This window comes from Hyphomicrobium sulfonivorans, from assembly GCF_013306565.1.
Taxonomy (GTDB): domain Bacteria; phylum Pseudomonadota; class Alphaproteobacteria; order Rhizobiales; family Hyphomicrobiaceae; genus Hyphomicrobium_A; species Hyphomicrobium_A sulfonivorans.
The window spans coordinates 424,969-445,283 of record NZ_PZPO01000001.1; the positions used below are offsets into that span (position 1 = coordinate 424,969).

21 protein-coding genes are annotated in these 20,315 nt (G+C 61.8%); 5 read left to right on the plus strand and 16 right to left on the minus strand.

The genetic code is table 11. The annotated features are described in order from the left end of the window. Positions 1-192: 192 nt before the first annotated feature. The 8 genes from C6Y62_RS01905 to C6Y62_RS01940 form a co-directional block, all read right to left on the minus strand. Positions 193-633, minus strand: a complete 441-nt coding sequence (locus C6Y62_RS01905) for a gamma-glutamylcyclotransferase family protein (protein WP_173952569.1) — start codon at positions 631-633, stop codon at positions 193-195. A 97-nt stretch (positions 634-730) separates the two neighbouring features. Further along, positions 731-2,971, minus strand: coding sequence for a glycine--tRNA ligase subunit beta (glyS, locus tag C6Y62_RS01910; RefSeq protein ID WP_173952570.1), 2,241 nt, complete (start codon positions 2,969-2,971; stop codon positions 731-733). 135 nt (positions 2,972-3,106) lie between these two features. Next, complete coding sequence (locus tag C6Y62_RS01915; protein WP_173952571.1) at positions 3,107-3,589, minus strand: hypothetical protein; 483 nt, start codon at positions 3,587-3,589, stop codon at positions 3,107-3,109. Positions 3,590-3,624: 35 nt separating this feature from the next. Then, positions 3,625-3,858, minus strand: a complete 234-nt coding sequence (locus tag C6Y62_RS01920) for a hypothetical protein (RefSeq protein WP_068460830.1) — start codon at positions 3,856-3,858, stop codon at positions 3,625-3,627. Continuing rightward, entirely contained in the window at positions 3,855-4,817 is a 963-nt protein-coding gene (locus C6Y62_RS01925; protein WP_173952572.1) for a glycine--tRNA ligase subunit alpha, read from the minus strand. The genes C6Y62_RS01920 and C6Y62_RS01925 overlap by 4 nt, the downstream gene beginning before the upstream one ends. Before the next feature lie 71 nt (positions 4,818-4,888). Continuing rightward, complete coding sequence (locus C6Y62_RS01930) at positions 4,889-5,548, minus strand: GNAT family N-acetyltransferase (protein ID WP_173952573.1); 660 nt, start codon at positions 5,546-5,548, stop codon at positions 4,889-4,891. A gap of 159 nt (positions 5,549-5,707) precedes the next feature. Beyond that, on the minus strand, positions 5,708-7,105 hold the full coding sequence (locus C6Y62_RS16700) for an autotransporter domain-containing protein (RefSeq protein WP_173952574.1): 1,398 nt from the start codon (positions 7,103-7,105) through the stop codon (positions 5,708-5,710). A 394-nt stretch (positions 7,106-7,499) separates the two neighbouring features. After that, positions 7,500-8,288 carry a helix-turn-helix domain-containing protein gene (locus C6Y62_RS01940; protein WP_173952575.1) on the minus strand — a complete coding sequence of 263 codons (789 nt, stop codon included), beginning with the start codon at positions 8,286-8,288 and terminating at the stop codon, positions 7,500-7,502. Between the two features lie 129 nt (positions 8,289-8,417). On the opposite strand from C6Y62_RS01940, the gene C6Y62_RS01945 reads away from it, so the two are divergent. From C6Y62_RS01945 to sugE, 3 genes are all read left to right on the plus strand, one after another. After that, positions 8,418-9,416, plus strand: coding sequence for an MBL fold metallo-hydrolase (locus C6Y62_RS01945; RefSeq protein ID WP_173952576.1), 999 nt, complete (start codon positions 8,418-8,420; stop codon positions 9,414-9,416). Positions 9,417-9,609: 193 nt separating this feature from the next. Continuing rightward, on the plus strand, positions 9,610-10,194 hold the full coding sequence (locus C6Y62_RS01950; RefSeq protein WP_173952577.1) for a glyoxalase superfamily protein: 585 nt from the start codon (positions 9,610-9,612) through the stop codon (positions 10,192-10,194). 200 nt (positions 10,195-10,394) lie between these two features. After that, positions 10,395-10,715 carry a quaternary ammonium compound efflux SMR transporter SugE gene (sugE, locus tag C6Y62_RS01955; protein ID WP_173952578.1) on the plus strand — a complete coding sequence of 107 codons (321 nt, stop codon included), beginning with the start codon at positions 10,395-10,397 and terminating at the stop codon, positions 10,713-10,715. 56 nt (positions 10,716-10,771) lie between these two features. Here sugE and C6Y62_RS01960 read toward each other — a convergent pair whose 3' ends face one another. The 5 genes from C6Y62_RS01960 to C6Y62_RS01980 all read right to left on the minus strand — a co-directional run bounded on the left by C6Y62_RS01960 (position 10,772) and on the right by C6Y62_RS01980 (position 13,677). Beyond that, positions 10,772-10,972, minus strand: coding sequence for a hypothetical protein (locus C6Y62_RS01960; protein WP_068460841.1), 201 nt, complete (start codon positions 10,970-10,972; stop codon positions 10,772-10,774). A gap of 114 nt (positions 10,973-11,086) precedes the next feature. Beyond that, positions 11,087-11,311: a hypothetical protein gene (locus C6Y62_RS01965; RefSeq protein WP_173952579.1), complete on the minus strand. Its 225-nt coding sequence runs from the start codon at positions 11,309-11,311 to the stop codon at positions 11,087-11,089. Between the two features lie 37 nt (positions 11,312-11,348). Continuing rightward, complete coding sequence (locus C6Y62_RS01970; protein ID WP_173952580.1) at positions 11,349-12,191, minus strand: S49 family peptidase; 843 nt, start codon at positions 12,189-12,191, stop codon at positions 11,349-11,351. 246 nt (positions 12,192-12,437) lie between these two features. After that, positions 12,438-13,277, minus strand: a complete 840-nt coding sequence (locus C6Y62_RS01975) for a tRNA1(Val) (adenine(37)-N6)-methyltransferase (protein WP_173952581.1) — start codon at positions 13,275-13,277, stop codon at positions 12,438-12,440. Positions 13,278-13,410: 133 nt separating this feature from the next. Continuing rightward, positions 13,411-13,677, minus strand: a complete 267-nt coding sequence (locus C6Y62_RS01980) for a putative signal transducing protein (protein WP_245281846.1) — start codon at positions 13,675-13,677, stop codon at positions 13,411-13,413. A gap of 62 nt (positions 13,678-13,739) precedes the next feature. Here C6Y62_RS01980 and C6Y62_RS01985 point away from each other — a divergent pair, with 62 nt between their 5' ends. Both C6Y62_RS01985 and C6Y62_RS01990 read left to right on the plus strand, forming a co-directional pair. Beyond that, on the plus strand, positions 13,740-14,756 hold the full coding sequence (locus C6Y62_RS01985) for a polyprenyl synthetase family protein (RefSeq protein ID WP_173952582.1): 1,017 nt from the start codon (positions 13,740-13,742) through the stop codon (positions 14,754-14,756). A gap of 92 nt (positions 14,757-14,848) precedes the next feature. Further along, the gene (locus tag C6Y62_RS01990; protein WP_173952583.1) at positions 14,849-15,379 is read left to right on the plus strand and encodes a hypothetical protein; all 531 of its coding nucleotides are present in this window, start codon (positions 14,849-14,851) and stop codon (positions 15,377-15,379) included. A gap of 58 nt (positions 15,380-15,437) precedes the next feature. On the opposite strand, the gene C6Y62_RS01995 is transcribed toward C6Y62_RS01990, so the two are convergent. The 3 genes from C6Y62_RS01995 to C6Y62_RS02005 all read right to left on the minus strand — a co-directional run bounded on the left by C6Y62_RS01995 (position 15,438) and on the right by C6Y62_RS02005 (position 20,278). Next, positions 15,438-16,301, minus strand: a complete 864-nt coding sequence (locus tag C6Y62_RS01995) for a 4-(cytidine 5'-diphospho)-2-C-methyl-D-erythritol kinase (RefSeq protein ID WP_173952584.1) — start codon at positions 16,299-16,301, stop codon at positions 15,438-15,440. 221 nt (positions 16,302-16,522) lie between these two features. Further along, positions 16,523-18,319 (minus strand): tetratricopeptide repeat protein, encoded by a 1,797-nt coding sequence (locus tag C6Y62_RS02000; RefSeq protein WP_173952585.1) that lies wholly within the window; start codon positions 18,317-18,319, stop codon positions 16,523-16,525. 279 nt (positions 18,320-18,598) lie between these two features. Further along, positions 18,599-20,278: an electron transfer flavoprotein-ubiquinone oxidoreductase gene (locus C6Y62_RS02005; protein ID WP_173952586.1), complete on the minus strand. Its 1,680-nt coding sequence runs from the start codon at positions 20,276-20,278 to the stop codon at positions 18,599-18,601. Between the last annotated feature and the right edge of the window lie 37 nt (positions 20,279-20,315).

Sequence of the window (20,315 nt, forward strand, 5' to 3'; positions counted from 1 at the left end):
GTCGAAGCGTGGCCGGTGTATGAACAGGTGTCTGGGAGCTGGCCGCCACAGTCTTTAGCGGGAACTGTGCCTGCGAGGTGAGGGCCAAGCAGGGTCGCGAGCCAGCTCTCAACATACATCACATTTCAATTTGATGCTGAGCGCGATGCAGTTTGCACGTTGCATGATTGCGCTCTTGCGTGCGCTGTCTGCTCAGGCGGTGCCGTCGTTCCAGCGCCCACTGTCGATGCGGCGCGCATCTTTCGGCACACGACACAACACATAAACCCACGCATCGAACGTCTCGCCACCGGCAAGCCGAACCTGCTGCACAACGCGCTCGTACACCGCGGCGCTTGTCTCCGAGCTTTGGCCTACGGGCGCGCAGTCTTCATAGACATCGAGCCAAGCGAATGTTGCTGCAGCGTCGGCGAGCAATACCGCTTCGCCATGCACGATGTCATCCAGTCCGCCGGTGCAATCGATGCCGGGATAGCGGCCAAGATCATAGAGTTTCGCGTGCGGTAGCGATGCGGGACCGAGGCTGTCGGACTGCTCGGCGAGACGCAGACGTTCAGCCGCTCCGAGGCGCGTGCGTGCGCCACTCATTAGCGTGCCATAGACAAACAGATAGCGGGTATCGGGTGCGCTCATGCGCTCCGGTCTAACACAACCCGGTTAGCGTTTCGTCAGCGCACGTTCTCGCGTCTGCCGGCCGGCTCCGCGTAGCGGAGTCGCAAGGCGCAGCAAATCAAGAACCAATCTTGCTGAAGTCGGCGACGTTCAGAGTTGCAGCGCGGATCTGCGACAGCAGATGCAGCCGGTTCTGGCGCAGCGCCGGATCGTCGGCGTTCACTGTCACCTTGTCGAAGAACGCATCGACCGGCGCCCGCAGCTCCGCCAGTGCACGCATCGCTCCGGCGAAATTCTCAACACCAAGTGCCGCCGCGGTGTCGTCCTTCACCTTGTCGATGGCTGCAGCGAGCACCTTCTCTTCATCCGCCTGCAGCAACGCAGCGTCATAGTCGCCCGCGTGGCTGGTCTTGTCCTTCTTCTCCTCGATGGAGAGAATGTTCTGCGCGCGCTTGACGCCCGCCAGCAGATTGACACCGTCGTCCGTCGCCAGCAGTTCGCTCAACGCCTCGACACGCTTCACGATCAGCGCCAGATCATCCTGCCCCGGCAGCGAGAAGATCGCGTCGATAAGATCGTGCCGCGCACCCTTGTCGCGCAGATAAACTTTCAGCCGGTCGGCGAAGAAGCTGAGAAGGTCGACGGCCTTTGTGTGCGCCTCATAAACGATCTGCTCGACAACGCTCTGCGATGGCGCATTCATCTGTCCCAACTCGCTGACCACCTGCAGCTTGGTGGCGATCGACACCGGCGAAGCAAGCAACTGTTCCTGAATGTCGGCGCGTTCCTTCGAAGCGTTACGTCCGCCGATGTTGCCATGCATGAACGCAAGCGCAGGCACCGTGTAGCGCAACAGCGGCAAGCGCAGATCGTTCTCAAGCACGAGCCGGATCACGCCCAGCGCCGCGCGGCGAAGCTGATAGGGATCGCCCGAACCGGTCGGCTTTTCACCGATGGTCCAGAAACCGACCAGCATGTCGAGCTTGTCGGCCAGCGCCACGGCAACAGCGGCGCCATCGCCCTCGCTTTCCAGCGGCACAGAATCCGTCGGCCCCTTCGGCTTGTAATGCAGCTCGATGGCGCGCGCGATCTCAGGATTCATGCGCTCCGCTTCAGCGTAATAGCGCCCCATCAGGCCCTGCAATTCGGGGAACTCACCCACCATGCCGGAGACAAGATCGGCCTTCGAAAGCTCGCCCGCGCGCAGCGCCAACGCCGCCTCGCACAGCTCCTGCTCCTCGGCTATGGTGTCGGCCAGCTCCTTGATGCGCTCAGTGCGCTCGAACTGCGTGCCGAGCTTTTCGTGGAAGGTGATGCCCTTCAGCTCGTCGCGCATGTCGTCCAGCGTCTTCTTGAGATCGGTCTCCCAGAAGAACTTCGCATCCGAAAGGCGCGCGGCGATCACCTTCTCATTACCCGCGACGATGACCTTGCCACCATCCTCGGCCTCAAGGTTCGTCACCAGCAGAAAACGGTTGGCGAGCTTCTTGCCATGACGCAGCGAGAAGCATTTCTGATGCATGCGCATGGCACTGGTCAGACACTCGGCCGGCACATCTAGAAACGACTTGTCGAACGTGCCCATCAGCACCGTCGGCCACTCGGTCAGGCCCGCATTCTCCGCGGCTAGCCCTTCATCCTCGACCAGCGACAGCTTTGCATCCTTGGCGAGAGCATTGGCACCTTCGTTGATGACAGCAACGCGCTCGGCGAAATCAAGGATGACCTTACGGTCGCGCAGCTTGGCGACGTAATCGTCAAAGCCCGTGACCGTGAACGGCTCGCCACCCATGAAGCGATGGCCGCGCGTGACGTTGCCGCTTGCAATGCCTGCGATCTCGAACGGAACCACTGCGCCGTCGAGCAGCAGTACGACGGAGTGCAGCGGACGGATCCAGCGCAGCTCGCCACCGCCGGCCAGTTTGGCGTTGAAGCGCATGGCCTTGGGCCACGGGAAATTCAGGATCGTTTCGCGCAGCGCCTCGGCGATGATCTCAGCCGCCGGACGGCCAGGCTTCTCGATGCGCGCGACATAGTAGTCGCCCTTTTTCTCGTCCTTGACGACTTCCGCTTCATCGACAGACGCCAACCCGGCCGCCTTCAGAAAGCCTTGCAGCGCCTTTTCCGGTGCATCGACGCGCGGCCCCTTGCGCTCATCGGAAATGGCCGGCGACATCTCCGGCACGTCGGCGATGACAAGTGTCATCCGACGGGGCGTCACGTAGCTGCGCGCCGCGCCCACATCCAGACCGCGCGCCTTCAGGCCATCGACCACGAGCCGGCGCAGATCATCCGCCGCGCGAACCTGCAAGCGGGCGGGGATCTCTTCACAGAACAGCTCAAGCAGCAGCTCAGACATTGGTTTTTCCGGATATTTTTGGCGGTAAATGGCTTGCCGCACTCATACGTGATCGGCGCAGTGCTGTCATCCCGCATGGGCACATGCGTCAGGCCAGGCCCGCTGTTGAAGCTTACATTTCGCCACCGGCCGCTGTCAGCCGATCGAGGCCCGTATGCCGATGTCGTAATCGGTGATGGCAAAATGGATGCGTCGCGGCTCGACCACCATAGGCGCAACCCCCATGACAATATCGGCGACAGCGCCCGGAGCCTGAAACAGATTGAGCATCAGCATACCGTTGGGAGCGGCAAGGTAGTCGTGCAGAAAGACGTGGGCGCTCTTTTCGTCCACATCCAGACGCCCGACGGCCCACGGCGCCAACGGTTTCACTTCCTCGGCGTGCAGTACATAGATCGACAGATCCTGCAGTTGCGCGGCGAATGGCGCGAGCGCAGCGCTGAGCGCGCGATCCTCTATCGTCGCCGGATCAATCGCAGCATCGATCCGGAACAGCGGCACGCCGTCATTCGGGCCATGCCGCCAGATACGGGAAACATACGATTTCGGACGCGGCCGGAGCTCCGCGACTGAAGCGCTCGCCGGAGCGCTCGATCCAGCATAGGGCACCAGCGTCATCGGAGGCTCCACCCGCCAGTTGCGCGCGTCGGGATCTAAGGCTCGATGATGGAAGGCTCGCCCGGCGCCACGGCCAACCCGGTCTCACCTGCCACCGTATTGGCGATGTCCGACAGCGCGCCCGTGCCACCTAGATAGCCGAGCCCAACCAGAATGAGCGCGAAGGCAAACCAGAAAATCCCACGCGGCTGCCGATAAAGCGCCCAGTAAGCAATCAGTGTCGCGGGCACACCCAGAATGAGAGCACCGAGTACAGCCGACGGGATCATGCACCACCTCCAGCGGTCTTGAGCCATGCCGCGCAGCAGGCCTTCGCCAGCTCGCGAACGCGAAGAATATAGCTCTGCCGTTCGGTGACGGAAATAACCCCGCGTGCATCCAGCAGATTGAAAACGTGCGAGGCCTTGATGCACTGATCATAGGCCGGCAGCGCCATCAGATGCCGCCCCTCGGGCGTCTCGCCCTTTTGCAGCAATGACTTGCACTCGCGCTCGGCGTCGTTGAAGTGCTGCAAGAGCAGCGCGGTGTCGGCGTGCTCGAAATTGAAGCGCGAAAATTCCTGCTCCGCTTGCAGGAACACATCGCCATAGGACAGCGCGCGCGCATCGGTGCGACCGTTGAAGGAGAGGTCGAACACGCGGTCAACGCCCTGCACGTACATGGCAAGCCGCTCCAGACCATAGGTGATTTCAGCAGCGACTACTTCGCAGTCAAATCCGCCGACCTGCTGGAAATAGGTGAACTGTGTCACCTCCATGCCGTCGCACCAGACCTCCCAGCCGAGCCCCCAGGCACCCAGCGTCGGGCTTTCCCAGTCGTCCTCGACGAAACGGATGTCGTGCAGTTCCGGCACCAGCCCGATGCGACGCAGGCTCTCAAGGTAGAGTTCCTGGATGTTGTCGGGCGCCGGCTTCATGATCGCCTGCAACTGATAATAGTGCTGCAAGCGATTGGGGTTCTCGCCGTAGCGGCCATCCTTGGGGCGGCGCGAGGGCTGCACATAGCAGGCGTTCCACGGCTTGGGACCGAGCGTGCGCAGTGTGGTGGCCGGATGGAACGTGCCCGCGCCTACTTCCATGTCGTACGGCTGCAGGATCACGCATCCCTGCTCCGCCCAGAAACGCTGGAGCGCAAAAATCAGATCTTGAAAGGAGTTAGCCGGATGCAGCGGCGCAACCGGAAGGCCGGGCGCGCTATCGACGGCAGGGGTAGACTGGCTGTTCGGCATGATGTGGCCCTGGCTGAGTTGGCCGCACTATACGCACCACGGGCGCGCTGTCACGCCTGGACCGAGCGCGACTAAAGTAATGCCGCCAAGCCAACAAGCGGAACCCGCTCCGGCAGCGCCGCCAGCATCCGTGCTATGCGAGCATCCTCGGGCGGCAGTTCATAGACATCGCCATAAATGGCGATCAGCCAGCGGTGCAGAGCAGATCGTTCAACGGTGGCCAGTTGCGGCGCGCCGTGGACCAAGAGCAGCATCGGCGGCGGTATTTCCCCCTGCTGCGGCGGCAAAATGTAGTCGAGCCCGGTCATCAGGCGGCAGCCGGTGCGATTGTAGAACGCGAGCCGACGCAGCATCGGATCATCAGCGCCGATACCCGCACCGGGCTTCTCCACTTCGAGGATGCCAGGGGCATCGCCCGTGCGCTCGTCGGCAAACGCAATTGTCGTCGCGAACAGCTTCGACCCAAGCCCGGACGAACGTAGCCCCGCATCAACGGCCAGATATTCCAACAGCCAGAACTCACGCGTCGGCGGGATGTAAACGCTGGCGAAACCGACGACTTCACCAGCGATTTCCGCGATCAGAAAGCTGTAACGACTATTGCTCACCAGCGTCCGCAGACGCTCCTCCGGCTTCTGCTCTGACGGGTCGATGGCCTCGCGGTAGATGCGCATGGCGGCATCGAAGCGCGGATCGTTGCCTGATGTGAGAACGGTGAACGTGGGCGACACGGCGGAACCTGACGAAAATTCAAAAGCGTTGCCGCTGATATAGGAACACTTCGCGGGCTATCCCACGGGCGAAATGGCCGCGCGTCGGAAGGCACGGGAAAGCAAAATGCGCGGGCCCTTCCGGAACCCGCGCATCCAGCATCCCAAATCTCGGCTCGGTCAGTTCAGCGGCACGTTGACCGTGCCCTGCAGCGTGTAGCCGTTGTAGTCGCCAGCGCCCATGCCATCCCACGACGCCATGCCGCGCACGTAAACGCCGCCGGCCGTCACGACATTGAGACCGCCCTGCAAGCGTCCCCAGAACTCGCCCGGGCCGACAACAACGCCGTTGACGAATGCAGCCCGCGTATAGTCGAAGTCCCACACGCCCTTGATGGCGGCGAACGGCTCGATGAAGGCGTCGGCGGTCTTACGGATACGATAGCCGATCTCAGGGCCGAACTGCAGCCGCCCCAGCGACACCTTCTGGCCCGCAATGAACGTGCCCGTTGAGTCCGTGAAGCCATCGGCGTTTTCAGAGGCGTAGGCCAGATCGGCCGATGGCGTGATGCGCCAGGCGTCATATTCCCAGTTACCCGCCAGCGTGCCCTGAACTAGCCAGCGCGAGGTGTCGAACGCGCCGGTGGCACCGGCCAGAGCAAGGTCGTTCGATGAACGACCCCAGGCGGCACGGACATCGAGATAGATGTTCTGGTGCACACGTGCCGACATGTAAGGACCGATCATCCAGCCGTTGCCGTCGATCTTCGACTGCAAAGCACCGATATCGTCCTTCGCCCAGTCGAACTGCGCCAGCACACCGACGATCATGTTCTCGGTCACGCGATAGTCGCCGCCGACATAGAGCAGACCGACATGACCGCTGCGGTTGAAGTTGGCGGTATCATCGTCGAAAGCGGAGTAACGGCCCTCGACCCAGATGTCCCACGGCGAAGCTGTTTCATAGGCCAGCGGCAGCGCGCCACCATCACCGGCACCGAGCGCCATGCGGTGCTTTTCCATCTGCGCCGCGCTTGCATCACGCCGCATCTGCGACAGCGAATTGCGGAACTGGACGTTCCTGCTGCCGAGCGTGCTTTCGTCGGCATCGTCAAAGCGGCTGGCACCACGTCCGATTGCAGCGTTCGATCCCGCTCCGGCGCCCAGCGCCATCGGCGGCGCAAAGCCAGGAACAGACGCGACGTTCGTAGTCCCGCCGCCAATCGGGCCAGACTGCACGCCGCGGTTCATGATGCTGGCACCAGTCGGGGCACTCATCAGGGTGCCGTTGATGCGCGAAGACAGAAATCCTGTCACCAGTGCGGAAGCGGGATTCGATCCGCTCGGACCGGGCGGTGAAGGCGATCCCACGCAGGTTGCCGCGATCGTGATCTCATACGGAATCGCTTGAACGAGCATGTAGGTGTTGAGTGTGGTGTCGTCGTTTGCGCCAGTGACGGTGTAGTTGACGGTTGCCGGGCCAGGCGTGAGCTGACTGGACAGCAACACCGTGTTCAAGGCGCCATTGATGAGTTCAAAGCTACTCCCCGGCAAGCCGGAGACGCTGAAAGTGATCACATCGCCGACCTGAAACCCCGCAATCGTAGCAAGAATTCCTGAACCGCCAGGCGTGTAAGCGTTCAGGTTGAAGAGGCCAGAATTGACGTCAGCACAGCCCCCGTTAGACGGAGGGGCTGCATGCGCGGCCGGTGTGAAACTGGCGGCAAAGACGGCGGCCAAAGCCGCTATCACAAGCGGAGCCCGGCGGCTCCCGGAAATGCAGTGCATGAAATGACCTCAAAAAAGCTTTTGTCTATCGACAAAGCCTTCGCGGTCAGCACACGAAATCAGCGATCGGCCCTGTTAAGGATTCGTTAATCAATTGATTCGCGGCACCTGAACATCCGTTTTCAAACGAATTGCTCCGCACAGGTTATGCACGTGTTGCGCACAAGTTACACACAGTCCTGTATCAGCTAGAGCCCCCTCGCGAGGGTGGCGCACCGAACGTTGCCTTGAACACCCGCGAAAAATGCGCCTGATCGGCAAAGCCTGCGGTGTGGGCGGCATCGGTTAAGCTCGCGCCAGCCGCAGCGGAGCGGATCGCCATGCGCAGTCGTTGCCATTGCCGGTAACGCCGGAATGGAACCCCCACTTCGCGGGTAAAGAGATGCTGGAACCGCGTGGCTGAAATCCCGGCAGCCGCAGCCGCTATCGAGACTGAAGGCGCGGCCGCGAGATCGAACTGCAATGCGGCGACAGCGCGGACGATCCGATCATCCATCCGGCGATAGGCCCGCCCCTCGGCATGCCGAACCAGATCACTGACGCTGGAGGCCACTTCCGGTGTAGTTCGCCGTGCCTCAAAGCACGGGCGCATGATCGAATGGTCGATCCGACCGACAAGCGCGCCACCGATTTCGTGGCCCGTTTTGCTGAAAGCGGCCAGCGCATCAGGCCCGGCGAGATTGGGCTCCAGATACATCACGCCCAGCGGATCGCCGCCGACATCGAACTCGTAAATGGTGCCGGGGCGGATGACGGCGCTGCGGCAGGAGAACCATTCACCGCCACCAATGCGCAGCCGGAAGGTGCCGTAAAGACCCGCCAGATAAACCGCTGTCGAGTGCACGTGCGGCGCATTGCGATTGAGCGGACCGGCGAACATCGCCCAGCCATCATCGACATGCCACAACGCATCGGAACGACCCACACGGACACCGGCCGAATTGCTCCCCAGCCCCTTTGAAACACGATCCATCGGCCATTGCTCCGCAGCACGTTTGTTCAAGCGCAAACTGCCCGCCTTTCCTATTGTGCGGCCCAAACACCCGCAAGGTTGCAGAGGACGAACAGCGTGGCAACGATTGATAATAAAGAAAATTCCGGAATGGTCAGCCGAAGGGGCTTGCTGACCGGGGCGGGCGCCTGCGCGCTGCCGCTGGTTGCTGGCGCCATGCCGCTGGGCGGCCTGCTCTCCAGCGCCGCCCATGCCGCTGCCCCGCACCTCGGACTGCGCAAGCCCGACTGGGCCCGCTTCAAGCTCGGCGCGTTCGAATTCACCACGCTGGCCGACAGCGACATCTTCATCGACGGACCGTTTCCGCTGATCGGCGGCAACGCGACCGCTGATGAGGTCGCCAAGCTGATGGGCGACAATCTGCTGCCGCCCAACAAGTATCAGCCCGGTTTCACGCCAACGCTGCTCAACACCGGCAAGGAACTGGTGCTGTTCGACGCCGGCAATGGCGGCAACGGCTTCGTGGCGCGGCCCAACGGCGGCTGGATGGCGAACAATCTGGCGGCGGCCGGATACAAGCCCGAACAGATCGACGTGGTTGTCCTCACGCACGGCCATTCCGACCATGTCGGCGGCCTGCTGGAAAACGGCAAACCGGCGTTCCCGAACGCGCGTTACGTCATGTCGGCAACCGAATATGATTTCTGGGCACCGGCCGGAAAGCACTCCGGCGATGCAGAAACGATGGCCGCCGTGTTCCGCTCCAACGTCGTTCCGCTGGCCGAGCGCATCAGCTTCATCAAGCCCGGCGATGATGTTGTTGCCGGCGTTCGCGCTATCGAAGCCTATGGCCACACGCCGGGCCATCTGGCCTTCCATATCGAGAGCAACGGCAATCGCCTGCTGCTGTGGGGCGACTGTGCGCACCATCAGGTGGCATCCCTCGCTCGCCCGGACTGGCACTGCGTGTTCGACGCCGATCGCGAACAGGCAGCCAAGACACGCAAGCGCGTGTTCGACATGGCCGCGACGGAGAAAATCGCCGTCGCCGGTTATCACATGCCGTTCCCGTCGGTTGGATATGTTGTTCGCGATCCGGCTGGCGGCTACCGCTGGTTGGCGCATACCTATCAGCTCAACACGCCTTGATCGCGCGGGCGATTGACGAGCACCTATGCGTTGGATTAGCTGGCGGTGGGCCGATGCAGCCTGCCGCCTGCACCCGCAAGGGTACGGTGAAAGCATCGAGATACGGCAATGATCCATTCGGCTTTTGCTGCGAACGGATCGGCAATGCAGGCGCTGATCGCTTCCGTTCGCACGCAACGCGAAAGGATCAACGATGCGTACTTTCATGGACGCCAAAGCCATGGCGCGCGCTCTGCGCGATGCGATGGCAGATCGCCAGACCGCCGACCTAACCCACAGCGAATGCCTGGAGATCGTCGCCAGACAGTTCGGCTTGCCGGACTGGAACGTGCTGGCGGCTAAGATTGCAGCGGCGGAGCACACAGCTTCCGTCACCGCTGCGTCCGCAAGCACAATACGGTTCAGCTCGACAATCCCAATCCTGCGCATCTTCTCGGTCGAGAAGGCGATGGAGTTCTATGTCGATTTTCTCGGCTTCATGATCGATTGGGAGCACCGGTTCGGCGACAACTTCCCGCTCTACGCGCAAGTCTCGCGTGCTGGCATAAAGCTGCATCTTTCCGAGCATCACGGCGACGCCAGCCCCGGTTCAACCGTGTTCATCTGGATGCGCGGCATCGCCGCCTATCATCAGGAGCTGCTCGGCAAGAACTACAAATACTATCGGCCGGGGCTCGAAGAGGCGGTATGGGACGCGCAAATGATGCAAGTGTCCGACCCGTTCGGCAACAGGCTGCGTTTCAGCGAGCCTAACAGCCCGGACGATCCACGCGCCTGATGCTGCCGCGCGCTTAACCCTGCGATTACCATGCAACGGCGCAGCGGCTGGAGACATCTGGCCGCTGCGCGTTGGCGCCCGATTGACCCGCCCGACAACCGCGCTAGATTTATGCGTGAGGCAACGTCCTCGCCCCGCAAACAAGCGTTTACGGGTTTCCACGTCGGGACGGCCCGGCTCTCAAAAGAGGAGGGCCGATCATGGCCTGGATTTCGCTTTTCATCGCCGGCGTACTGGAGGTCGTCTGGGCCTTCTTCATGAAGCAGTCGGACGGCTTCACCCGGCTTACGCCGTCAATCATCACCTTTATTGCAATGTTCGCGTCGTTTGCCTTGCTGGCATACGCCATGCGCCTGCTGCCGCTTGGCACAGCCTATACGGTCTGGACCGGCATCGGCGCGGTAGGTGCGTTCATCGTCGGCATTGTCGTGCTGGGCGAGGACGCCAGCGCCATGCGCATGCTGGCCGCCGGTCTTATCGTCAGTGGCATCGTGCTGATGAAGTATTCATCCAACGCATAAAGCTGAGCGCGCAGATCGCAAACGCGATGCGACGTGCGACGGCCGAACTGGCCGCCTTAACCTGCGGTCAGACGGTCTCGCTCGGCAAGCAGCGCATCAAGCTTGGCCTGCTGATCGGAAATGCGGTCGGCCGTCAGCTCTTCATTCGCGGCGCCGGAATATCCTGCGGCCTGCTCCACCAGCTCACGCAGGTTATCGCGGATGATGGCAATGCGGCCGTCGATATCGGCCAGCACATCAGGATCGACATCAGCCATTGAAAACCTCGCGAAGCTTTAGACTGCAGCAGCGCGCGCAGCCGACAAGTCTGCGCGCAGATGAATGTACGGCGACAGTGTTAAGCAACGTTAAGCGCATAGCGCGCGCGCAGCTCAGGCGAATGGACCGGTGCGACGGACCGCAGGGCGATAAACGCCGGCGTCGGCATCCCATACCAGCGCACCAAGATCCTTCGGAACGGTGGCGAGCGGATCATTACTCACCATTTCTTCCTGCGAAGCATCGACTCCGGTGGCGCGAGCGACTTCACGCGCAATCCATTTAACGCCAGCCACGATACCGGCGCCAATGAGCACAACAGCGATCAAATGCGGCATTGGCTGAACTCCCTCAACAGAGCGATCGGACGTCCACCTAGAGGCCGAAGCGCGCCCACAAGCCGCGAGCCTCAATGGCGGAAATTATATCGTCGGCAAAAGCAAACCGCCCGCCAGTTAATTCCCCGTAACCTGTGGCAGCGGGAGATCGCCGCAGCCTTGACAAAAGACCACCACGATCCAGCGGAACTGGTTTCAATCGAACCTTTTCACCGTAAAGCTCACGCATCTTTGAACGAACGTCGGCAATGCCGTCGATGAGCCCAAGGTCAACGGCCTTCTGCCCCGACCAGAACGCTCCGGTGAACAGCTCGCCATCCTCCGCCTTTAACTTGCCGGCGCGGCGCTGCTTCACCACGCCAATGAAAGCATCGTGCACATCCTGCTGCAGCGCCTTGATGCGCGCCACATCCTGCGCGCGCTCGGGCAGGAACGGATCAAGCGTGTCCTTCATCTCGCCAGCGGTATATACGCGCCGCTCGATGCCGAGTTTCTCAATCGCCTTTTCGAAACCGAAGCCGGCCGAAATCACGCCGATAGAACCGACGATGGATGACGCGTCGGCATAGATCTCATCGCCCGCAACAGCGAGATAATAGCCACCTGACGCGGCCGCATCTTCGCAGAACACGTAGACGGTTTTCTTCTTCTCGTCGGCGAGCTGGCGGATGCGCTTGAAGATCAGGCTCGACTGCACCGCCGAGCCGCCCGGCGAATTGATGACAATCGCAACCGCGGGGCACTTCGACAGCTCGAACGCCTTTTCAATCGCCGATGCCGCCGTGCCGATGGATAGCCCCGGACGCAGCGGTGTCGCCATTCCGATTGGGCCTGAAAACCGCAGCACCGGAACAACTGTATTCTGGCGAAGAAACCACATCCCTTGCTGCCTCCTGGCATGTTTGAAACTGGGTGCGCGCAAAGATCTAGAATCTTTCAGCATTTCGTTGAATCACGGAAAGGCTTCTAGATGTCTGTTGTGCCGTGCTTCTTGTCGGAAAACCGGTTCCCACTTTTCCGGAAGCACTCTGAGGCGCGCGCACCGAAAGAACCGTTATCGAATTTGAGTTGCAGCTCCAGCATGCGCGCTGCGCGACACGCAAGGCAGTCGCTCCCGGTTGGCCGATCACTTCCCCATCAGCGGCAACAGAGGGCCGCCGTTGCGGAGTATTTCCTGAGCTTCAGGCGTAAATGCGTTTCCCTCTCCATGCAGGACAAAGCCCGGCAATATGCGCAGCGGCGCGCGGCTGCCCTTCACGCCGCGCATCAGCACCCGACTGGCCGGTTCGCCCTCTCGCGGATGCAGCGGCAGGAGCGTGAGCGCGCCGAAACGCTGCCCAAACGCCTGCAACAACTGCGGCAGCGCATCCGCCCGGTGCACCACAAGAGCGACCCCCAATGGACGCGCCATCCGAGCCATAAAACGCGCCCAACGCTCCAATCCGTCGCCGTCCATGGCATGCGCCCCGGCTTTAAGCCTGTCGGGAGCGAGGGTGCCAGCGCTGACGTCGTAATAGGGCGGGTTGGCAATGACATGCGAAAAGCTCTCGTCCTGAAGGCCGAGCGCGCGCAGGTCCGCCACCGCTGCCCCCACCGATCCGGCCATGGCACGAACCCGCCGCCCCAAATCATTGCGTTCGATATTGCGCGCAGCCAGTTCAGCGAGTTCAGGCTCGCGCTCCAGCAACGCGACTTCCGCCATGGGCAGACGCCGCGCCACACACAGCCCGGCCGTGCCAACACCGGCGCCGACATCCAGAACGCGCAACGCACCGTCGCCCGCAGGCGCAACCCCCGCCGCTAGCATCACCGCGTCCAGTCCGGCCCGGTAGCCAGAGCGCATTTGCAGGAGGTTGAGCGCGCCGCCGAGAAAAGCGTCGTCGGTCAGATCCCGGTCGAACTCCGGAGCATCTGCCGCCCCGCTCAGGCGAGACGCCGCTTCGCCATCGCTGACTTCAATTGCCATCCCGCGATCCTCGAAACCCGCTATTCGCCGCCAGGCCGCGCCCGCCAGCCATTGATGCGTATTGTCACGCCGAAATGGGCAACCGGCCGCCCTGCGCCAAGTTTCCCACACCCCCGCCGGCCAAGGCGTTACGTCAGGTTTCGAGTATCCATTGGCCGAGATCCGCCTCGATCAGCAGCCTTTTTGCTGCTTCCCAGTGGTCCTCGGGGACCGAAACCCGCTGCGTAACTGCGCCAAGGCTGCCCTGGACGGAGCTCATGTTGCGGTCAAAAACAAAGGCATCAATGCCGGCTTCGCGTAATATCGCCAACAGGTAACTCAAAAGTATGGGGTCGTTAGTCGCCACGAGATCGCGCATTGGGGTAAGATAAAACCAACTGCGCCTTGCGGCAAACTTCATGTGTGCTTGCGGGCTGCCAGACGCTATACCAACTGCAATAAAACCTGCTCGGAAACAGGCCCTTGGCACAGATCATTCCCCTCGATGCCGCTCGCACCCCACCGGCCAGCTTGCAACCGCTGTTCGACCTGGTGGCCAGCGACATGGAGGCCATCAACCGCATCATTCTGGACAAACAGGTTTCAGACGTCGAGCTGATACCTGAGCTGGCCCACCATCTCATCGATTCCGGTGGCAAGCGGCTGCGGCCGATGCTGGCGCTGGCTGCCTGCAAGCTCTGCGACTACGACGGTGCCGGGCATGTTCGCGTTGCGAGTGCTATCGAGTTCATGCACACGGCCACGTTGCTGCACGACGATGTCGTCGATGAAAGCGGCCTGCGCCGGGGCAAGAAGACCGCGCGCATGCTGTGGGGCAATCAGGCCAGCGTGCTGGTGGGCGATTTCCTGCTCGGCCAGGCTTTCCGCATGCTGGTCGATGTCGGCTCGCTGCCGGTGCTGAAAATTCTCTCCAACGCCGCCGCCGTGATTGCTGAAGGCGAGGTTATGCAGCTCGCCGCCGCCAACAACACCGCCACCACCGAGGACGAATACCTCGCGATCATCAATGCCAAGACGGCCGCTCTGTTCTCAGCCGCCGCCGAAGTGGGCGCTGCAATTTCGAGCCGCCCGGTAGCCGAGCAGATGGCCCTGCGCGCCTATGGCCGCAACCTTGGCCTTGCATTCCAGCTTGTCGACGACGCGCTCGACTATTCCGGCGACAGCGCCAATCTGGGCAAGTCAACCGGCGACGATTTCCGCGAAGGCAAGATCACACTGCCGGTCATCCTGTCGTTCCGCCGTGGCAACGAGGAAGAGCGCCAGTTCTGGAAGCGCACCATAGCTGAAGGCCAGATCAAGGACGGCGACCTTGAGCACGCCATCGGGCTGATGAAGCAGCACAAGGCGCTGGAAGCCACGATGGAGCGCGCCCGTTCCTATGGCGCCATTGCGCATGACGCTCTTGGCATTTTTTCCGACCGTCTGGAGAAAGCAGCCATGCAGGAAGTCATCGCGTTCTGTCTGCATCGCTCGCACTGAAAAATCATCCGACCGGCCGGGCCGATATTGCTCACCCTGCGGCGGCATCCTAGAGTCGATCCGCTTTCGGAGAATTCGTGAGGAAAATGGCTGTGTCGTCGCTTCAGCACCACGTTGCGCGCATGCTCAAACCAGGCGGCTGGCTGTTGGCCTTGATCTGCTTCGCAGTGGCAGGCGCGGCCGCAGCCAAGGCGGTGTCTTCTCCCGGCGCGCTGCTGGCGCCGCGCCAGATTGCATCGGCTCAGACGCCGCTTTTCACGCTGGCCAAGCTTGGCATCGGCGACATGAGCGCCAAGGAGCAGGCCAATCTCTGGAAGCTGGTGGATGAATACGCGACCGTCGATGCCTTGCAGGAATTTTGCGGCATCAAGCTGAACCTGCAGCGGCGGGCCCTGAACGCCGTCGGCTCGTGTGTCGAAGCGGCGTCGCTGAAAAAGGTATTCTCCAAGTTCCGCTCCAAGAAGGGCGAATACCTGAAGCAGTGGCAAACGCTGCACGGCGAGGAAGAAGCCAAGAAAACGATCTGTGATCGCTTCAAAACGAAGCTGACCGAATACTCCAAGATCATGAGCGGCCAGATCAACGAAGCTGCCACCGCCTGCCGCAACTGCTTCTTCTGCTGATCGGAGTAAAAACGTTTTAGCTGGCGGGGAGCGGCATTGACCAATCCTGCAGCGCTGATCACTCACCCAATATCACCGGCGCAACCCACCATTCGGGATGCTGCGCCTGCAGCGACGCGGCAGCCGCCCGTGCGCTATCTGCATCGGCGAATATGCCGAAGCTGGTCGGCCCGGCGCCCGACAGCGCCACATAAAGACAACCTGTCACCGCAGTGAGCGCGGCTTCAACCTCAGCACACACAGGCATCACCGCAAGCGCTGGCGCATTCAGATCGTTGCCGACAGAACGCATATATTCCAGCAGCTCCGCCACATCGGCGAATGGCGGCAGCGGCGCGGGATCAACAGTCGGCCCGGAAGGCGGCAGCGAAAGCTGAGCGAACACCGCGCGCGTCTTGCCCATTGGCGCAGCCCCCATCGGGCACACCAACACCGCGTGCAAAAGCGGAAGGCCTGACACCGAAGCGATATGCTCGCCCACACCCCACACGAATGAAGAGCGGTTTGCCAGACAAACGGTGACATCGGCACCGAGGCACGCGGCGATATCATCCCAAGGCGCCGCGCTCGCGGGATTGACGCACCGGACCGCGCGCAGCACCGCGGCGGCATCGGCCGAACCGCCACCGATGCCGGCCGCAATCGGCAACAGCTTTTCAACCTCAACACTGCCCAGCGTCAGCCCCGGATCGGCAGCGGCAAGGCGCGCCAATGTCGTGTCGATCAGGTTGCCACCCGCTATCGCTTCGGCAAACGCCCCGTGCATACGCACTGCTGTCGGTTCGCCCGAATGAAAGCGCACGTCATCGCCCACGTCGGCGAACACGATCAGGCTTTCCAGCGTGTGATAGCCATCCGCACGGCGCCCCAGAACCCGCAGCGTCAGGTTGATCTTGGCGCGAGCGCGTTCCGTGATGGTCATGTCGGATCACCCATCGTTGCCGCCGTGGCTGTCGAAGCTGAGGCCAGCTCGCAGCCTCTGTTTGCAACTTGCATCCATCGGCCTTTAACAACCAGCCACCGGCCGGATGCCTGCCTGCATAGGCGGCGAACGCCGAAATGCAAAGAGCCCCCGATCTGATCGGAGGCTCTTTGCATTTCAGTGCGTGACGAGGGATCGCAACAACCCGCAACCGCGCCGGATCACTCCACCATGCCCGGGCTGAGCTTGGTCTGCTTCTGCGGGTCAGCGCTGTCCTTCTTTTTGGTCTCGCGCTGACCAACACCAAGCTGCACGCTGGCGGGCATACCTTCCGCCAGCTTCTTCTTGATCTTGTCGATCTCTTCCGGCTCCGGCTCAAGCGTCAGCGCCTGATCCCACTGGAAGCGAGCCTCGCGCTCGCGGCCAACCTGCCAAAGCGCATCGCCCAGATGATCATTGAGCACCGGGTCCTGCGGCTTCAGCTCAACCGCGCGCTCAAGGAAGCGTACCGCCTCAGCGAAGTTGCCCAGCTTGTAATGCGCCCAGCCGAGACTATCGACGATGTAGCCATCATCCGGCTTCAGCGCGACGGCCTTCTCGATCAGATCCATGCCCTCCTTGAGGTTCATGTTCTGGTCGATCCAGCTATAGCCGAGATAGTTCAGCGTCAGCGGCTGATCGGGATAAAGCTCGAGCGCCTTCTTGAGATCGACTTCGGCCTGCGACCACTTCTTCAAGCGCTCGTAGCAGGTGCCGCGGGCATAGAAGATGTTCCAGTGGCGCCGGTCCGGCTCGGGAATGAGCTTGATGGCGCGCGTATAAACTTCCGCGGCTTCATCGTAACGTTTGCGCGCGCGCAGAATGCTGCCCAGCGCATCGAGCGGCTTGAGGTCATCGGGATACTTTGCGGAAAGCTTCTCAAGAATCGCAATGGCTTCGTCTGGCCGCTCCAGCGAATTGAGATCGAACGCCTTGCGGATATCGATAGCGCTCTGCAACGCGGTGTTCTGCGGAATGCGATCGTAGGCGTCGATGGCGTCCTGATAGCGCTGCGCGTTCTCGTAGGCGCTAGCCAGTGCAGCAAGCGCAAACGCGTGGTTGGGGTCGGCATAGAGCGCAAGCTGCAAATACAGAATGCCCATGCCGACGCCGCCTTCGCTCGTCAGCGCTTCACCCAAACCATAGAATACCTCAGCCATGCCTTCGTTGGCGGTGCTCGCAATCAGCGGCACCTTGGCCTTGTCGTTCTTCAGTTCGTCGCGCAGCTCACGCACCAGAATGTGCGGTTCCGGCTGGCCACGATCGGCATAGGTATCGAGGATCTCGTTGGCGCGCTTCACATCGCCGTGGTGTGCAGCGTGGCGGGCGTAGGCCAATGCGATGCGCAGCGTGCTCGCGTCCTGGCGCACTGAATGCTCGTAGGCGGTGGCAGCTTCTTTCGTATCGCCAAGCACATCGGCGATCAGTGCCTTGTGATAATTCAGATAGAACTGCGCCCACTCAGCCTGACGCGGCTTCGACAGCAGCTTGATGGCGCGCTGCTCATTGCCAGAGGCGGCAGCAGCCCATGCGCGCGCCAGCGTGCTTGTCAGTTCACCAATCGGCCCATCGCTGGCCCGGAGCAACGACACATCGGCCTTCTTGTAGTCGCCGCGCTTGAAGCTATCGATGCCCAGCAGCAGATGGGCCATGCGATTGTCTTCGTCCTTCTCCAGCAGCTTGCGCGCCAGCGGCGCCGCACGCTCCCAATTGCCTGCGGCGGTCTCGATCTGGAACGCCTGCTCGATCAGGACAGGATTGTTGGGATCGAGCGCCAGGGCGCTCTGATAAAAGCTCGCGGCATTGGAAGTTTCGTTGGCATTCCTGGCCATGTTGGCGGCCAGATAGCTGCCCAGCAGCGAGTGCGAAGTGACTTTCGTAGAGAACCCGGTCGCGGCCTGCGCGGCGCTGAGGGTTACGACAAACGCACAACCGGCAAAGGTCGTGGCGTGCAACAGCTTGCGAAGGCTGGACGGCATTCAAACTCATCCTTTGGAGGCTGTGGGCCGATTCCCGCAGATGACAGACTAGCAAACAACCCGATGATTTGGCGACACCGGGCTTGAGTAACGTTGAATCTGCAAATCTTACGGGAAAAGCCCACACCCCTCATGCGTTTAGGGCCAGCCTTCCACAGTTGAGGTGAATTGCGGTCCTGCGATGGCACCGGGGGCATTTGCCGACTCAATTGTGGCCGGCAAATGCCGAAATATGCCGAAGCAGGTTTTACTGCTTGGCTTCTGGGCCTCAACGCGGCGTCACATACCCGCGTAGTTCGGGCCTCCGCCACCCTCCGGGCACACCCAGGTGATGTTTTGGCTCGGATCCTTGATATCGCAGGTTTTGCAGTGGACGCAGTTCTGCGCGTTGATCTGGAAGCGCGGCTCGCCGTCGGCTTCAACCACGATCTCATAGACGCCAGCCGGGCAATAACGCTGCGCCGGCTCGGCAAATTCCGGCAGGTTAATAGAAACTGGCACGGCCGGATCGGTCAGCTTGAGGTGAACCGGCTGCTCTTCCTCGTGATTGGTGCCCGAGAACGACACGTTCGTCAGGCGGTCGAAGGTCAGCACGCCGTCGGGCTTGGGATAGTCGATCGGCTTGGCCTTCTCAGCCCGCTTCAGCGTTGCATAGTCCGGCTTGCGGTGGCTGAGCGTGAAGCGCAGCCCGCCCGGGATCAGCGTGTTCAGCCACATATCGAGGCCGGCGAACGGGAAGCCAATGAAGGTGCCAAAGCGCGACCACAGCGGCTTTACGTTGCGTACCGGCTTCAGATCCTTGGCGATATCTCCGTTTTCAACCGCTTCGGAATAAGCGGTCAGCTCATCCTGCTGCCGGCCCTCGGCCATGGCGGCGAACGCCGCTTCCGCCGCTGCCATACCGGAAAGCATGGCGTTGTGGCTGCCCTTGATGCGCGGCAGATTCATGAAGCCAGCCGAGCACCCGAGCAGCGCGCCACCGGGGAATGTGAGCTTCGGCACCGACTGCCAGCCACCCTCGGTCAGCGCGCGCGCGCCGTAGCCCATGCGCTTGCCGCCCTCGAAGGTGTCGCGAATGGCGGGGTGGGTCTTGAAGCGCTGGAACTCCTCGTACGGCGAAAGATACGGATTTTCGTAGTTCAGGTGCAGCACGAAGCCGACCGAAACGAGGTTGTCGCCGTAGTGATAAAGGAACGAGCCACCGCCGGTGCGGCTGTCCAGCGGCCAGCCAAATGAGTGCTGCACCAGACCGGGCTTGTGCTTCTCCGGCGCGATCCGCCACAACTCCTTGAGGCCAATACCGAATTTCTGGCCTTCACGGCCTTCCGTCAGCTTGAACTGCTCAATCAGCTGCTTGCTCAGCGAGCCGCGGGCGCCCTCGGCAAAGAACGTGTATTTGCCGCGCAGTTCCATGCCGCGCACGAAGTTGTCGGTGGGCTGGCCGTCGCGGCCGATGCCCATGTCACCGGTCGCGATGCCGACAACGGCGCCGTTCTCGTCGTAGAGAACCTCGCTGGCCGCAAAGCCCGGATAGATCTCGACGCCCAGCTCCGTCGCCTGCTCGCCCAGCCATGCACACAGCGCGCCGAGGCTGACGATATAATTGCCGTGATTGTTCATCAGCGGCGGCATCAAGAAGTTGGGCAGCCGCAGCGACTTGGTCGCCGTCAGGAAGTAGAAGCGGTCGTCCTTCACTTCAGTATCGATCGGTGCGCCCTTCTCCTTCCAGTCCGGAATGAGGCGGTTGATACCCTTGGGATCGATCACAGCGCCGGAAAGAATATGAGCGCCAACCTCCGAACCCTTCTCGACCACGACCACTGACAGCTCGGTTTCGGCCTCTGCGGCGAGCTGCTTCAGTCGAATGGCGGCACTGAGCCCGGCAGGACCAGCTCCGACGATAACGACGTCGAATTCCATCCCTTCTCTGGGCGGCAGCTCGGGAGCGGTCTCGGCCATATTCGGTATCACCTCGCGTGGCGGCAAGCGTCTGCAA

Bases quoted from the DNA above. Each gene is read 5' to 3' on its own strand.
- C6Y62_RS01905 (WP_173952569.1), bottom strand. From the start codon at position 633: ATGAGCGCACCCGATACCCGCTATCTGTTTGTCTATGGCACGCTAATG.
- glyS (WP_173952570.1), bottom strand. From the start codon at position 2,971: ATGTCTGAGCTGCTGCTTGAGCTGTTCTGTGAAGAGATCCCCGCCCGC.
- C6Y62_RS01915 (WP_173952571.1), bottom strand. From the start codon at position 3,589: ATGACGCTGGTGCCCTATGCTGGATCGAGCGCTCCGGCGAGCGCTTCA.
- C6Y62_RS01920 (WP_068460830.1), bottom strand. From the start codon at position 3,858: ATGATCCCGTCGGCTGTACTCGGTGCTCTCATTCTGGGTGTGCCCGCG.
- C6Y62_RS01925 (WP_173952572.1), bottom strand. From the start codon at position 4,817: ATGCCGAACAGCCAGTCTACCCCTGCCGTCGATAGCGCGCCCGGCCTT.
- C6Y62_RS01940 (WP_173952575.1), bottom strand. From the start codon at position 8,288: ATGGATCGTGTTTCAAAGGGGCTGGGGAGCAATTCGGCCGGTGTCCGT.
- C6Y62_RS01945 (WP_173952576.1), top strand. From the start codon at position 8,418: ATGGTCAGCCGAAGGGGCTTGCTGACCGGGGCGGGCGCCTGCGCGCTG.
- C6Y62_RS01950 (WP_173952577.1), top strand. From the start codon at position 9,610: ATGCGTACTTTCATGGACGCCAAAGCCATGGCGCGCGCTCTGCGCGAT.
- sugE (WP_173952578.1), top strand. From the start codon at position 10,395: ATGGCCTGGATTTCGCTTTTCATCGCCGGCGTACTGGAGGTCGTCTGG.
- C6Y62_RS01960 (WP_068460841.1), bottom strand. From the start codon at position 10,972: ATGGCTGATGTCGATCCTGATGTGCTGGCCGATATCGACGGCCGCATT.
- C6Y62_RS01965 (WP_173952579.1), bottom strand. From the start codon at position 11,311: ATGCCGCATTTGATCGCTGTTGTGCTCATTGGCGCCGGTATCGTGGCT.
- C6Y62_RS01970 (WP_173952580.1), bottom strand. From the start codon at position 12,191: ATGTGGTTTCTTCGCCAGAATACAGTTGTTCCGGTGCTGCGGTTTTCA.
- C6Y62_RS01975 (WP_173952581.1), bottom strand. From the start codon at position 13,277: ATGGCAATTGAAGTCAGCGATGGCGAAGCGGCGTCTCGCCTGAGCGGG.
- C6Y62_RS01980 (WP_245281846.1), bottom strand. From the start codon at position 13,677: ATGAAGTTTGCCGCAAGGCGCAGTTGGTTTTATCTTACCCCAATGCGC.
- C6Y62_RS01995 (WP_173952584.1), bottom strand. From the start codon at position 16,301: ATGACCATCACGGAACGCGCTCGCGCCAAGATCAACCTGACGCTGCGG.
- C6Y62_RS02000 (WP_173952585.1), bottom strand. From the start codon at position 18,319: ATGCCGTCCAGCCTTCGCAAGCTGTTGCACGCCACGACCTTTGCCGGT.
- C6Y62_RS02005 (WP_173952586.1), bottom strand. From the start codon at position 20,278: ATGGCCGAGACCGCTCCCGAGCTGCCGCCCAGAGAAGGGATGGAATTC.